At 30.4% G+C, this 13,937-nt stretch carries 19 protein-coding genes; all 19 read right to left on the reverse strand.

From position 1 onward, the window contains the following. Positions 1 to 7 precede the first annotated feature (7 nt). The 19 genes from ACFQ32_RS08390 to ACFQ32_RS08480 all read right to left on the reverse strand — a co-directional run bounded on the left by ACFQ32_RS08390 (position 8) and on the right by ACFQ32_RS08480 (position 13,916). A complete protein-coding gene (locus ACFQ32_RS08390; protein ID WP_244885272.1) occupies positions 8 to 1,087 on the reverse strand; it encodes a hypothetical protein in 1,080 nt (359 codons plus the stop codon). A 64-nt stretch (positions 1,088 to 1,151) separates the two neighbouring features. Then, positions 1,152 to 1,445: a hypothetical protein gene (locus tag ACFQ32_RS08395; RefSeq protein ID WP_046325848.1), complete on the reverse strand. Its 294-nt coding sequence runs from the start codon at positions 1,443 to 1,445 to the stop codon at positions 1,152 to 1,154. Positions 1,446 to 1,461: 16 nt separating this feature from the next. Further along, on the reverse strand, positions 1,462 to 1,866 hold the full coding sequence (locus tag ACFQ32_RS08400; RefSeq protein ID WP_046325849.1) for a hypothetical protein: 405 nt from the start codon (positions 1,864 to 1,866) through the stop codon (positions 1,462 to 1,464). 40 nt (positions 1,867 to 1,906) lie between these two features. After that, positions 1,907 to 2,326: a hypothetical protein gene (locus ACFQ32_RS08405; RefSeq protein ID WP_052724693.1), complete on the reverse strand. Its 420-nt coding sequence runs from the start codon at positions 2,324 to 2,326 to the stop codon at positions 1,907 to 1,909. 237 nt (positions 2,327 to 2,563) lie between these two features. Beyond that, complete coding sequence (locus ACFQ32_RS08410) at positions 2,564 to 2,806, reverse strand: hypothetical protein (RefSeq protein WP_046325850.1); 243 nt, start codon at positions 2,804 to 2,806, stop codon at positions 2,564 to 2,566. A 974-nt stretch (positions 2,807 to 3,780) separates the two neighbouring features. Continuing rightward, the gene (locus ACFQ32_RS10305; protein WP_167334251.1) at positions 3,781 to 3,945 is read right to left on the reverse strand and encodes a hypothetical protein; all 165 of its coding nucleotides are present in this window, start codon (positions 3,943 to 3,945) and stop codon (positions 3,781 to 3,783) included. A gap of 622 nt (positions 3,946 to 4,567) precedes the next feature. Beyond that, positions 4,568 to 5,437, reverse strand: a complete 870-nt coding sequence (locus tag ACFQ32_RS08420; RefSeq protein WP_046325851.1) for a hypothetical protein — start codon at positions 5,435 to 5,437, stop codon at positions 4,568 to 4,570. A gap of 57 nt (positions 5,438 to 5,494) precedes the next feature. Beyond that, a complete protein-coding gene (locus tag ACFQ32_RS08425; RefSeq protein WP_046325852.1) occupies positions 5,495 to 6,379 on the reverse strand; it encodes a hypothetical protein in 885 nt (294 codons plus the stop codon). Beyond that, entirely contained in the window at positions 6,369 to 6,944 is a 576-nt protein-coding gene (locus ACFQ32_RS08430) for a JAB domain-containing protein (protein ID WP_052724694.1), read from the reverse strand. The genes ACFQ32_RS08425 and ACFQ32_RS08430 overlap by 11 nt, the downstream gene beginning before the upstream one ends. Positions 6,945 to 6,970: 26 nt before the next feature. Then, a complete protein-coding gene (locus ACFQ32_RS08435; protein WP_046325853.1) occupies positions 6,971 to 7,186 on the reverse strand; it encodes a hypothetical protein in 216 nt (71 codons plus the stop codon). A gap of 14 nt (positions 7,187 to 7,200) precedes the next feature. After that, complete coding sequence (locus ACFQ32_RS08440; RefSeq protein ID WP_046325854.1) at positions 7,201 to 7,518, reverse strand: hypothetical protein; 318 nt, start codon at positions 7,516 to 7,518, stop codon at positions 7,201 to 7,203. Positions 7,519 to 7,531: 13 nt separating this feature from the next. Further along, positions 7,532 to 8,053: a hypothetical protein gene (locus tag ACFQ32_RS08445; RefSeq protein WP_046325855.1), complete on the reverse strand. Its 522-nt coding sequence runs from the start codon at positions 8,051 to 8,053 to the stop codon at positions 7,532 to 7,534. Between the two features lie 79 nt (positions 8,054 to 8,132). Next, positions 8,133 to 8,396 (reverse strand): hypothetical protein, encoded by a 264-nt coding sequence (locus tag ACFQ32_RS08450; protein ID WP_046325856.1) that lies wholly within the window; start codon positions 8,394 to 8,396, stop codon positions 8,133 to 8,135. Further along, entirely contained in the window at positions 8,393 to 8,644 is a 252-nt protein-coding gene (locus ACFQ32_RS08455) for a type II toxin-antitoxin system HicA family toxin (RefSeq protein ID WP_046325857.1), read from the reverse strand. Before ACFQ32_RS08455 ends, ACFQ32_RS08450 begins: the two co-directional genes overlap by 4 nt. Then, positions 8,641 to 10,176, reverse strand: coding sequence for a DUF3854 domain-containing protein (locus ACFQ32_RS08460; protein ID WP_046325858.1), 1,536 nt, complete (start codon positions 10,174 to 10,176; stop codon positions 8,641 to 8,643). The genes ACFQ32_RS08455 and ACFQ32_RS08460 overlap by 4 nt, the downstream gene beginning before the upstream one ends. Before the next feature lie 337 nt (positions 10,177 to 10,513). Continuing rightward, complete coding sequence (locus ACFQ32_RS08465) at positions 10,514 to 11,443, reverse strand: class A sortase (protein ID WP_046325859.1); 930 nt, start codon at positions 11,441 to 11,443, stop codon at positions 10,514 to 10,516. Next, positions 11,424 to 11,750 carry a hypothetical protein gene (locus tag ACFQ32_RS08470; protein ID WP_046325860.1) on the reverse strand — a complete coding sequence of 109 codons (327 nt, stop codon included), beginning with the start codon at positions 11,748 to 11,750 and terminating at the stop codon, positions 11,424 to 11,426. The genes ACFQ32_RS08465 and ACFQ32_RS08470 overlap by 20 nt, the downstream gene beginning before the upstream one ends. Before the next feature lie 223 nt (positions 11,751 to 11,973). Further along, a complete protein-coding gene (locus tag ACFQ32_RS08475) occupies positions 11,974 to 12,525 on the reverse strand; it encodes a hypothetical protein (RefSeq protein ID WP_046325861.1) in 552 nt (183 codons plus the stop codon). Between the two features lie 11 nt (positions 12,526 to 12,536). Further along, on the reverse strand, positions 12,537 to 13,916 hold the full coding sequence (locus ACFQ32_RS08480; protein ID WP_046325862.1) for a hypothetical protein: 1,380 nt from the start codon (positions 13,914 to 13,916) through the stop codon (positions 12,537 to 12,539). Between the last annotated feature and the right edge of the window lie 21 nt (positions 13,917 to 13,937).

Below are 13,937 nucleotides of genomic sequence, written 5' to 3' on the forward strand. Positions count from 1 at the left end.
TCTTTTATTAATTTAAATCTTTAAAATCAAAAGTCTCTAATACATTATCCTTATTCGTGCTATTTTCATTATTTTCTTCACTATAATAATCTTTACCTTTCGCCAATAATTCGTCATTTTTCTCTTTCTGTTCCTTCAAAAGTATATCTCGGGCATGATTTATCGCCTTTTCTTCAATATGTATTCGCTGCTGCACTTCTTTGTAGAACTTATCTGGTTGCTTGGCACTAGTGAATATTTGGTATTTTTGCTGTTTTATAATATTTTCTAGACGAATTTTTACAGAAGACTTTCGATTAAAAGTTTTGTACAGAACTTCAATTAATCCAAAAGATGCTAAGGGTGCTAACGCATGATCTGCTCTGCGCAACAAACCATTTGCTCGTTCAATTTGTCGAGATAATTTTTCAAAAGCTTTCTCATGGATTTGTTCCTCTAATGTCTCAACAGAATCACCATAAACCTCTTCTGGCTTAATAACTGCCATGAACTGCAAATAAGCTTTATTTTCAAATCGCTCTGCCTGTTGCTGATAATTAAGGGTATCTTCAATTACCTCAGTCGCATAATTCTTCATTTGAGTATTTGAACCAATAATTTTTTGTGAATTTTCCTTAAGTTGATTTAAAAAATTAGTCATCTCAACTCGTTGACTTTGAGATGTAATTTTTAAAGGCTCACGAATACTATTAAAAAAAACCTCTTGAATAGCATTTTGCTGTAGTAATTCTTCTGGAGTCTTTAAATACGGATTAGATTGTTGCATTTCTGCTAAGGCAATAAACATCCTAGAATTATCACCAGTTTCGTATTCAATCATTCCATCTCGTATATCAATTATTCCTGCTTCTTGTAATAAATTTTCCCAATTTACCCAGTCATCATATGTAATTTCCTCTTCATAAACAGGTGATTCGGCAGGATTGTTTTCCACATCTTCTTCACTGTTACCTAAGCTATCTCCAGCTTTATCTCTAGGCGTCATATCAAAATCTTGTTGCTGGGAATGATGGTAAATAATTATTCCTCCTACAATAAGAGCTACCATAATAACAAGTAAAGATATAAGTAATAAAATATTAAACACCTCTCTTAAAATACGTTAAAGCAAACAGCCAACCTATAAAGGTTGGCTGCTAAATTTAGCGTTTTTAACGTCTCCTACGTTGTCCTAGTCTACTTTGGCTTGAGCCCTGACCTAATAAGGTTTTCCAAAATCCATTTTCTTGAAAACTAACAGCAATCTGGCCAGGCTTTGCAATGGTTAAACCAACAGCCCATATTCCTATAGAAACTATAATAATTAAAAAAATATTGTCGTGTGCCACAAAAACCATATCTAAAATAGCAATAATCCAAAAAGCTAAAGTCAATCCAAAAACCATTCCTGCCTTGTTCTGCTTAGTATTCTTGCCATTTAATCGTTGTATTTTCTTGTTTGACATGCTATTTTCCTTTCTTTCAATCAATAGGATGCTGTTTAAAATATGGCAACCGCTCGTTAACAAAATGACGGTTAGGTTGAATATTAATATAAGTTCCTACTTCCCGTCTTAGAAAGCGGTAATTAATAAGTAGCTGAGTGTCTTCGTAATACAGTAGATCCCCTTGCTTGTCCCTAATTGGTTTAAAAGCAATAACGGCAAAAGGTACAACTGTAGCTACAAAGAACATTGCAGAAAATACAATTGCAGTTCCAGAACTTACTCCTATAGCAGTCAAAATATTATTCAAAATTGTATAAATGATACTTCCAATAATTAAGCCTGCAGCTGAAATACTTACTTGTAGCCAAGTTGCAAAACCTAATACTTTTTTTTGCGGTCCAGAAAGATTAACTATTAGCTCTTGTCTAGTAACTCCCACCTGTACACTTCCTTTCTAATTAGAAAATCTATAATCATAGCTAAGAATTATTAACAGAAATGTGTGTAGCCATACCAACTAACGCTTGTGCATGAAGAACAACTACTTCTCCGACTATGATAAAAAACAAACCAACAATAGAGTTAGTACGACTTCTTGGATCACTGGTCACAGCAGAAGCTCCAATTTTCATCCCACAAATAACTGCAGCTATAATTAAGATCACCGTTGCAAAATCTTGTGTTGGCGCTAAAAAGCCAAAAAATATATCAGCAAAAGTATTGGCACCTGCGGCATCGCCGGAAGTGCGTGGGTCTGGATTATATTTTGTAGCAGCCAGGGTAATTAATGTAGAAGCTTTCATTCCAAAATAAGTAGCAAATAGGCCTGCCCAGTATCTAATTGATTTGGCATGAGTTTCTATAAATTTAGCATATGAGGTTTTAATTGTATCTGACATATTTATTCCTCCTTCCTATCTTTCAACCATATAAACAAAAAGAAAAGCCACAAATCCTTTTTCTCTTTATGTTTCAAAAGAAAAATTGAATTGCAGCTCTCTATAAGCCTTATATTTTTGTCAATAAAAGAATTGATGGACATTTTCTTTTTATAAATAGGCTACCTATAATAATACCTAGTTAAAGACTTCTAACATTGATAAGTTCATTTTTTGGAAAATGCTAACTAAAAAACTTTATATTCTTTCTTCAATCGAAAAAGGTATCCCAGAGTAAATTTTTTGTAATAAATCATGGTCGGATAAAAGAATCATCCCTATTGATTTATCCTTATTTAGAAATACTGAGCCATCTGGTTTAAGTCTTAAATAAACTTTGAGATCTTTATCTGTTGGAAAATTAAATCTTTGATTAACTTTACGTGTGCGATCAAGTAGTTCTTCTTCTATTACCTTCGGTGCTCGTCTCAAATAAGCCATACTTATCTTATCTTTCCTTCTTTCTTTGCATTGTCAAATAAAAGTCTACGATAATTTATTTGATTACATTTGAATAATTTCATTTCACTCAAAATAGAACATGGTTTTGTTCGATAATAATTTTTATTAATTCTACAGTCTCACTAAAAACTCTTAGTATTGTTACAAATACTAATGTTTGAGAGAATAAAACAAAATCACTTCTTCCAAGGATATATTTTGTTAAAAACACATGTTATTTATAGATTTTTTTAAATAAAAATTATCTATTATTTTAACGAATTAGGCGTAAAAATATTCAATATATGCAAATATTTAAATTTTTTATAGTAAAATATTTATTAGTTTTTTCTTCCACTATTATCTATTAAATGTTATACTATCTTCATACCATTAATTCGGTATATACAAGACAGATTGTGGATATGAACGATAGCTATTTTTTCAAATTTACCAACCTTCTTGTGAAACTATATATTTAATTAACTATCTATTTTTATATATACTCATGTTTAATACACATCTATATTCCGTCTAATAAAACTTTATTATACAAAAAAAGCTTAGTTTAAAAACTTAGCTTTTTTATTTTATTACATTTTTCGTTATTGACAAAATCGGCTATGCATACACCAATAGTCGTGGTTCTTGATAATTAAACTTAATCATTTCTATTCATTGAAAGCCTAATCAGCAACAAATTCTTATAGTCAGTATTATTTGCATCTACTTTAGTTATATTATGTATCTTAACTTACGTATAATAGCCAATATCCAGTTATCATTGAAGTAAACCATTTGCCCACTGTTAAAAATTTTTTCAAAAATTAATCAGATTAATATGCAAAGTCAATTAATAAATAATATAATATATTTGTAAAATAAAAAAAGAAGTTCTGTAAAAACAAAACTTCAATGAATATCGAGCTTCCGCTTTAAAGGCGGTCGGCTCCATTATTGGACTTTTTTAAAAGCTATCCTAATAACTCGCCAAAGTAATGAAGGACGGCTCTTTTTATTTCTTGTTGTTGCCTATATAGGTTAGCAAAACAATAATAAACGTTGCAAATTCTAGCGCTAATTTCAGTGCTTCGTAAACGCTCAACAGCTATACAACCCTTTAAAGAATTTCTTGCCATAAGCAACCTCTCCTTTTTCGTGTGTAAACAGCCAGTCGCCCTCAAAACTATTCGCTTTCAATTCGTTTTTATTATAACAGATTTTTATTTCCCATTGAATAATATAAAAATGAATTAAACAAGTCAGATTTACAGATTTAAAAATATAATATATAATTTCAGCCAAGTATCTAGGCAAAGCTAACCTAGACATGATATAATAAGTTTATAAAAGAATCTTTGAAAAAAGACTCTTCTAAATGTTAAACAACCGCTTTAAAGCTGGTTAGTTTCATTATTGGACTATTTTTAGACTGATTCCATAACTCGCCAAAGTTATTCGTGGGACAGTCTTTTTTATATCTATCAATTAAAATCAAAAATATTTACAAACCTCTAAGTATTTTTCTGGACAAATATCAAATATTTTTTTAAGTTTTAATAGTAGACAGCAAGCAAATCTGTCGTGTGTCAAAATTTTTTAATAACATACTCATTGTTCAAATAGAATAAAAAGGGTCCTCAAAAAGTAAGGCTAATGGCCTCCTTTCTAAGGACTCTTTTTGTGATTAATTTTCTTAACCACGATATTAAATAAACTTTTTATCTTTTATAATAAAAGATAAATCTTCATTTTAACAACTTAAAAGAATGCTCTTTCTTTTGGTTTTGGTATTAAGCTACGTTTAGTAGGAACAACTATAAAGTTGCTGTCCAAAAAGTTATGGATGTAATCAATCAATTGCTTATAACTTACAAGTCCATTCCATCTAACCAACTTATTTTCTTTACCTATTGAAAGATATAGCTCCTGCATTAATTTATAATCCCTTACAATCTCCTGCTGTCGCTTATCAGCAATATTAAGATGTGCCAATACATAATCATAGTAAGCATAATTTTTAGATCTTGTCCCCGCAATCAATCCTTTAAATACATCTTTAAGTTCAAAATTTATAAGACTTATCCAATGGGCGTCTTTACCATATATTTTTGCTTTAATATTCGAAATTAAATAAGCATAACCTAGTAAATATTCTTTTGAGATATAGGAGTAACGCACAAAAGGCTTATTACATCGATAATAAGTGTCAGTATAATGTGCGACAAGTTCTTTAGCATCAGATAAGATTAAAAAGCGTTTGTAATATTGATTCCTCTCTAATTTATAATAAATAGAACGACAATAAGTTTGATCGCTTTTTCCAAATAATTTTAATTTCATTTGGGTCTTATCTGAAACAAATCGTGTTTCTATTACTTTCCTATTTTTCTGGGATGCACACGTTTTAAAGTCGATATATGGGTATAAAATTCTAGCCGCTTTGAGTATCTGTTCATCATCCCACAAATAAGAGTGATATATAACTCGAGCCAATTGCTTAAACTTATGAAAAAGGGTTGGAGATTTATCAAATTGATTTCGATCAACCAACAATTTTTTTCTCTGCTTTGTCTTGGCCATTAATGAACTAAAAAGTTCCAGCTGTTCAATATGATTTTTAGTTTCCATGTTCTATGTCCCATTAAATAAGTCATACATAACCGAGCCATAGACACATTCATTAATTTAATTAATTAGTTCGAAAAAATTATTCGGAAAATTATTTGCAATTTTTATTAATAAAGCTCTCTCTTGCTTAATTTCCAATAAATTATTTTCTTCATTTTTTTTACATTCTCGATTAGCTAGTGGAGTAGTATCGAGATTTAAAATCCTCTGTTTAAAAAAAGTCTTAATAATAAAATAAATTGCCTGGTCTTCATTTATTTCATAATTTCTAACAAGTTTCTGTATTTGATTTCTAAATATATTAATGTTTATAGAATTAATTCCATTTTTAAACTGCAAACTAAGTGTAGCCATTTGATACTTTTGTAATTGCATTTCTTTATAAAAGGAGCCTAATATTAGATCTTTAACTACAAAATTAAATTTTTTAGCAATTCTTCTATATATTTCTTTAATCAAAAAAAGTTGATGATTATTAAAGGGTTCCAATAGCTTAAACCTTGCATCGACATTTTGATCATATTCAGGAAACTTTGCTCCAACTGCCATTGCTTGGGCAATCTCAAGTAAAAAATCCTCATCAGTATGTAAACAATTCAATTCAAAACTACCATAATGATTTATTTGGCAAAATTTTGGATCAATAGCTTCATCGATCTGATAATTTCCGATTTGATAGATAATATCCTTTGCAACTTCTAATAAGATAATTCTATGCAAAGGATATTTACGTTGGCACATCAATAACTTCTCCTGAGTAATTTTAACATTAATAAAAAAATGATGAATGTGGCTATTTGGCAATGTAAATTCAATGCCGAATCCCTCACTAACGTCAGTAAAGGAAAAAACTCTTGAATTAAAATTTATAGGGAAATATTTAGCTTGAATAATTTGCCATTTTTCTTTGACATCTTGAAATAAGCTTACGCTAGTTTTCATCAGCAATGAATAGTCCTTTTTCTCGAAAAGAAAAATATTCGCCTTCACCAATAATTAAATTATCCAAAAATGTAACATTAATTTTATCAAAAATGCTCATCAAAAGATTACAGACTTCCATATCTGCATGAGAAGGTGTTAAATCACCCGATGGATGATTATGTGCTAGAAAAACGCCAGAAGCATTACTTAGTACTGTTCTTTTTATTACCTCTCCAATATCGACCTGGCTAGCGTTTTTTTTACCTATATTAATTAGAAAATCAGCAGTAGGTTTATATCGGTTATTTACTGAGATAAGGTGTAACTCTTCTTGTTTAAGCACGCTATACTTATTTGCTAAGTATTTTCCTACTACCTCGCTTGTAGAAAGTATCGGCAAATTCCCTGAGTTTTTTGAGAGCTCTTCTCGTAAAAATTCAAGAAAAAGTTGCTGCATATTTAACGAAGCCTTCCTAAACAAGTCCCCTTTTTTTATTTCTTCAAACAATGTATCAACACTTGTTATATTCTTTTTTTTCAGATCCTTTTGTATAATAGTTGCCTTATTCTCAACAAAGTTCATATTTTCTTCCTTTTCTTTTATTTAACCTAATTCAACTTTCTACCACATATAGGGCAGAAATTAATATTTATAGAAGCTTCAATTGCAGCTTCTGTGAACTTAGTTATTGATTTATCCACAATATTTAACCAATTTTTATTATCATTTTGATATTTAAAAATTTGTATTCTGTATGGGTCATTTTCATCTCCTGATAAGTCAGCAAATATATCAGGATCACAATATTTACAATAATTTTTCATATTTCCTCTAATCTTCACTTATCAGCTAATTGTATTTTAGTTTGTGAAACATCTTTAAAAATGGTATTCAATCTTTCGAAAAGCTCTTTGTAAGTTAAATTATTATAAGTAAAGCTTTCATCGTTAAAAATACCTTCAAGATTATATTTTTGAGTTTCAGGGTCTCTATTGTCTTCACAAGCAATTAAATCCCAACTATCAATGTTATCCAAATCCATATCGTTTAAAAACAGTTCACGATAGTTAATAGAATATATGTGTCTAGCTACCTCATTCGTCCAAATTTCAAAATGATAATGGTAAGCCAAAATTAGTACATCTTTTTTTGTCATTTTTTAAGTTCCTTTAAAAATTCGTTCTTATTACACATTTATTGTTCTTGTTAGGCATAGCTTCATCACACTCAACTATGCAGGCTTTGGCATTATTATTGCAAATAGACATAATCCTTTTGCAATAGTCTTTTGCAGAAGTGTCATTTTCAAAATTACTGTTCTTAATAAACAAGTCTAATTGAGTAGTTGTTATGGTAAGTAAAAAGCATGAAGGCTCCATTTCACTTACTTTATTGCAACTTATTAAAAGTCCATATTCGGAGTTAAAATCTAGCATATTATGAAGCACTTCTTCAGGATCACAAATTCTAAATTCGTAATCTAAATCATACTTATTCCAACTGTCTATATTCTTTTTCTGCAGCCTAGTGTCATGCCTTAGTTCATCAATAAAAACCCTTGTCTTTATAATGTAAAAGCAGAAGTTTTCTGTGTCACACGGAAAAGGTATGGCCAAAAGATTGTTCAAATCTACAGTTTTTTTATATTTAATTCCTTTATCTTTTTTTGCTTTACAGTTCTTCTTATCCATTTTTCTCCAAACAAAAAGAGAAATACTAAAAAGTAAATCCCTCATTAAATATTATTTTATTTTCTATAAACAAAGTAGTCTAGGCAAGTTCTTGATCTAACAATACATTCCAATCTTTTCTTACGCTATCTTTGCTACTTGTTTCTGGTTGTTCGTGTTCCGCAATACAGCTAGCCAGATAATCATTAATTCCATCTTTAAAGTCATTTTCAAGTTCTTGAAATGATTTTCCTTCATATGAAATTATTGAGTTTTTAAGGCCTAAAACTCTACCATACATGATATTGTCCTCAGCAGAAAACTCAATCGAGCCTGTATAACCTTTGTACGATAATAAACTCATAATTTACCTGCTTTCTTTAAGCTCTCTTCAATATCCTCAAGCTGATATTTCTTTAAATAGTTCTTAGGATGTGGTCTATGTAAATCAATTTTAACATTATCGCATCTAAACTGTACACGTGAACCACTTGAATGTCCCTTCATAACCAGTTTAAAATCAGAATATGATAATAACTTTTTGGCTTCTTCAAAAGTGAAATCATTTGGTTTGCTATTAAATCTTTCCAATAATTTTTTATATTTATTCATTCATAACCTACGATTTCAATATCAACACCGTTAACTAAAGCGTCATCAATACCTTTTGCTAGATCTGGGCCCCATACAGCCAAATTGACTCCAAACTTATTTTCAATTAAAAAGTCTAAGAGGTCAACATAATTTTGAGCTACCTGGTCATTGGTCAACATATCCATGTCATATGCTATAGTAACTGAATTAACGTGAAGCTTTTTAAGCATTGGTAAAAATTTATGATATGAATTAACGCCAGCTACTGCTAGAACATCACGACCAAAAATATCTAGTTCTTTTTCAGAAAATACTTTAGGTAAATAATTTGCGGCAATATAGCCTTTTAATCCTCCTTCAGTGACCCAAATAGCTTTTGGCTTATTAATATATTTTTCAAGTTCTTTTCTCTCGTCAGGATTATCAGGGTTCAGCTTCGCAACGCGAGGATTGTATGCTACTTGAACCGGTAATTTACCGTATGTATCCGCACCATTACACGCACTACTAGACGAAACCCAATAATATTTTGGCTGAGTTAAAACTTTGAAAGTATATTTCTCCTTCATTACATCTTCACCGTAATGAAGTGTAATTTCTTTCTCACCATTAAGTTTTCCATTTGCTATCACTTTGCCTGAGGGCTCAAAGGACGAGTATAAGTTAACTTTATAATTATCACTCTTAATATAAACTTCTAAGTGGCCTTGGTTACGTTCTAAAGGCTTAGTAATTCTTCCATATTTCTTTGGTTCATCAATTCTTATCTGAAATGCTACTAACTGATTATATTCATTATAGTATGGAATAAGCATCCCTTGAACACCAAAATTTTTGCCATTAGCAGTAGAAAACACAGGAAACTTAATTATTTCGTCCTTCACTCTTGCTTGACCATTATAAAAACCTGGTACACCATGCCATAAATCTTTTGGCAAATTCAGCTTTTCTAAGGCCTTTGTCCATCTAGAAATAACGACGCTTTTACCGTCTTTATTTTTTGTACCTTTAACTTGAACAAATATACTTTTTCCATCTTCATCAGCATAATAAAAGGAGCCAAAACCACGACTTCCATGAAGTTCAATTTCTTGATCAGTTAAACCACGATTAATTAAATTTTGCCTATGCTTATCCTGTAAAGGATAAGCTGCTAAAACTAATCGATACATAGTATCTAAATTAAACGTAGGAGCTAATTCAAAAACTGAATTTCTTTTAAAAATTGTTTTATCAAGTTTTATTGCTTTGCTGTCATCTACCAGTTGATAAACATATCCTTCAATTTTCTTGATGGTATATTTATATTTAAAACCGTTAATGACATCCGTCTCGTTTTTTACCCGTTGACAAACAACCTTTGTGCCTGTCACATTGATTTGGCACCAATGATCCGAACCACAAATTGGACATTGTCCACCAGCAAATCGAAGAAATCTAACGCAATTTTCATTAGGATAGTCACTATCTTTCATTCCATTTGGCGTGAGATGCCCATATTTGCTTTCTAAATCAGTAATTTTCGACTCTGTTTTTTTACTCGACAACATTTCTTCCCTTTCTAATAAAACTCACCAATCAATTCTTCCCGTTGTTATCTTATATTCATCACCTTCTTTCCTACACAAAAAAGGAACATTGAAATTGTTCAATGTTTCCCTTTATAATCCGTATTTTTATTATTTCGCATGACTCTTAGGTCAAAATTCGTTATACTTTCATGCTTTATTAAAAGCTCTTTGAAATAAACTATCTATACTTCAATTTTGAAGTTCACACAGAATTATATCTGTGTAGCATGTCAATACCTATATAGCTTACAAATTAATTATATCATTTAGTTTGATATAAGCTATAAAAATTAAACTTCTAAAACTATTACCCACTCTAATTTAATGGTAACCATATTTTTATTAAAAAAGCTATCATTATCAATAGAAAAGCTCCCGTATAAAAAGCTGCTATATGTTTAAAAGAAATATTTTGATAAAGTTTCGTTCTAGCAGGTTTTCTTACCAAAACTACCTTTTTAGTAGCAGGATCAATTGTTTTAGCTTGATTCGCTCTTATTTTATTAGCCTGGTTATCCCGATCTGTTAATTCGCACCTTACCATATTGTTTTTAGTTGCGGGTACAGAGCCAATAAGTTGGCCTTGTACAACTGTTCTATGCTTTCCATAACCATATTTTGGGATGTTAAAATCAGAACAAGTAATCAAAGTAATTAAACTATTCCCAGGTTGATTATTTTCAACTTCAATTTGATTAGGGTTCACGGTAAAGGATATCACTTTTGCCTGATATGCATAGATTCTGTGCATATCAGTAACATAGATTATATCATCTGTTTTCATATAATGAAGATTATCTAAGATTGCTGGCCCGTAATTACCCATGTAATGGCCTGCAAGAACATAATTATTTTTAGCTCCTAATGTCCTACCATTAACAGCAGTAACAACACCATAGCTCAAATTTTGATTATGTGAGCCAAATCCTTGAAATAATGGATTATGAATATTTACAACAGGGATAGACATCCTGCCAATTGGATTAGCAGGATATTTTTTTGCTCGCCATAATTCGGTAATATTGATCGACTTTGTTTTTGAAGCATCATATGATGTAACTTCTCTTCTATTTTTATCTGCGCTCTTAATTGTTAACCTCTTACTCGCCTGTTGAGCATTCTCTCTTACAATATACGATTGACCTATTCCAGAGCCAAGAAACATTAAAGTAATTCCCACATATAACATTATCCCAAAAACTAACGTTTTAATAGTTCTATATAACTTATAAGTTTTCAAACTCATTATTTGCCCTTCGCTCATCTTTCTTTCCCTTTTTCTGTTCTCTTTCCTTTTCTCTAGCTTCAAATATCAACGGATAAGCATGATCTTTAAAATCTTTGAAATCTCTTAATTTCCATAGTAAAAAAATACTAAACCCGATTATTCCCGCGATTAGAAAAATAAAAACAATTAATAATTTAAATTTTGGAAAGAAGTGGACAATAGGAAAAAATACTAAAACACAAAAAATCATTATGCCAAACGCAGTTCCCTCAACGTTTAGCAATAGCTTGTCATATGATTTGTTCGTTAATAAATTTTTAAACAATATCTCCTCCATAAGTTAATTAAATTCATCGTAATAGATTACAATATAAATTTCTATATTACTTCACGGTACTAACTGAATAAAACTTTAAAAAAAATTGTTAAATCAAATATTGAAAATCACCATAATTATTCCTACAAGTAAAACAAAAATAAATAAAATTAGGCCATATTCAGTAAATAAATCAATCAAGTTATGAGTTTTTTTCATCATTTTATTTTCCTTAGAACATTCCAGCTACAAAATAAGACGATGCACCTATAAGCATTACTACAATCATAAAATGATAAGCTGAAGTTGCATTTCTTCGATTAGACGATTGTGAAGACATTTCATAAAGTTCCGCTTGATGTGAACCTATTGCATATAACACAGCTGAAACCACATAGAACAGTATTTGTCCAATAAGCATTAGGGCAAAACTTATGATTCTCATATTTCCAAAGTTTCCCATTGCTGGCACACTAATTATTATAAAGTGAGCGCCTATTATCCAAATATAACCAGCAATTATTAAACCGCGTCCCTTTTTTCGCCATTTACCATTATTCCCAATTAAACTAGTAGAAACTATAATTACTCCAGCTAGAATACTAAATAGACTTATCCAGTCAACATACCTAGCTATATTTCCTAACGTTTTAACAAGCGCTAAAGTTGGCTTTAAACTAAAATGGTTTTTTTCAACTGTGTGGTGAATTATTCGATCTGTATTTGAATTAAATTTATGGCTAAAATAACCTGGTAGTTTGTTAGTACCGTTAACTAAAAACATAAACAGTCTTTTCATAGTTTAGACCAACCCAAATACCTTTCTGATAGTAAATAATATCCATTGGGGCTTAATCTAAATCGATAATAAACTTTGGGCTCTATAGTTAGTAAAGCATTTAAGGGCAATTTCATGGGCTTAAATGGCCGATAATTCAGTTTATTAATATCACTTACTAGCAGTTCTAGTTCTGTTAACATTCCGTGATGTGTAACCACGTCAAAGTCACAAATTTTACCATAATTTTTTATTTCCTTGTTTGCTATATTTACCAAATGTTTTGCATGGTCCACAGCATTCTCATCTTTATCAAATTGATGCTGCAACTTATAATATTTGAAAGTATCTATCCATTTACCAGATTTAACAGATATATTAACAGCAACTGTATTTATCCATTCTCTGTATAACTTAGGTAAAGAATATTTATCTAATACCCTTTGAAATGTTTGTGCTATCTCACAACTGGTAAAATAATCTACACAAAACATATTTGAATATTTTTTTGAGAGATGCTCATCATTAATTACTTCAAAATTTGATCCATATGTTCCATCTCTTTGCCTAGATAATTCAAAACTTGATATCTTTGCGTTGGAAACTAACGACATCATTTGGTTAACCTGAGAAATAATAAACTTAGTTTCTGGTATTGATAATTCTCGAATTTTACGAGATGGATATAATCTACCTTTTTTAATTTGAAGTGTATTGCGCTGCAAAAGATCAAATTGCAAATACAAACTGACTTCATGTGTGCCTTTAAAATTACAATACCTCTCTATTAACCCCCTTAAAGCATCAGTCAAAGTTGTTGAAAAAGGCAATTGAAAAACATTCGAATCTTTTGCAAAATCATAAATAATAGTAAAATTACGCAATTTCTTACGTTTTAAATTTAAAATTAGCAATGTTGCCGGTCTTTCAATAATTTCTGCTCTTTCGGCTTGTATACTCTTTTCAAGAGCATTCTTCAGTATCTGCCAACTTGTTACTGAAACTGGCAGGTTATTTGTTTTTATAAAACAAGAGACTTTAACGGTGTCATAAACAACTCCCAGCACATCCAAATCAGTTTCAAAAATCATTTTCGTTAAAAAATTTTTTTTGTAGATCATTAAACAATCATCTAACATTCTTTTGATCAAATAGGCTAATTGATTAATCAGTTTAGGCGATACTTCGGTGAGCAAAATTTTATTTGATAGCTTTGCATCAATAAGACAATTATTTTTTTTAAGGTCATAAATGACCTTAACATGTTCTATTGAGTGTTGAGTGTTGACACTGTAACTGACTAAATCTGTGAGACCAAGATCAATAGGGTTCTCATTTGTTTCATTATTAGTAAAGTAAAAATCCATATCTTCTATATTTTCTGAATAAAAAACCACTACTTATTTCTAAGTAGTGAT

The organism is Lactobacillus melliventris (assembly GCF_042679465.1).
In the GTDB taxonomy this organism is placed as follows: domain Bacteria; phylum Bacillota; class Bacilli; order Lactobacillales; family Lactobacillaceae; genus Lactobacillus; species Lactobacillus melliventris.